The sequence below is a fragment of the Sphingomonas sp. 10B4 genome, from assembly GCF_035019905.1.
GTDB lineage: Bacteria > Pseudomonadota > Alphaproteobacteria > Sphingomonadales > Sphingomonadaceae > Sphingomonas > Sphingomonas glacialis.
The window spans coordinates 1-242 of sequence record NZ_JASJVC010000527.1 but is presented as its reverse complement, the minus strand read 5'-3'; the positions used below and the strand labels follow the sequence as shown (position 1 = coordinate 242).

Sequence of the window (242 nt, the reverse complement as noted above, 5' to 3'; positions counted from 1 at the left end):
CATGTGCGAGACTGAAGGCGCCGCAAAATACGCCCGAGCCCATCATCACCGGCACAAAGCGCGAACCCTCTTCATTTGTCCAAAATGCGACTTCCAATGGCGCCTCAGTGTGAATGCCATGATCGTTTAAGCTGCGCATGACTTCGAGTGCCGCCAGCACACCATAATTGCCATCAAATTTACCGCCGGTAGGTTGGGTATCAATATGGCTGCCGGCCATCACCGGCGCGCGGGTCGGATCG

1 protein-coding gene is annotated in these 242 nt (G+C 56.2%); it reads right to left on the bottom strand.

Annotation, left to right across the window (positions count from 1 at the left end):
* Positions 1-242, bottom strand: a 242-nt coding sequence (locus QN347_RS20750; protein WP_323494538.1) for a M20/M25/M40 family metallo-hydrolase, incomplete at both ends; no start/stop codon positions are given.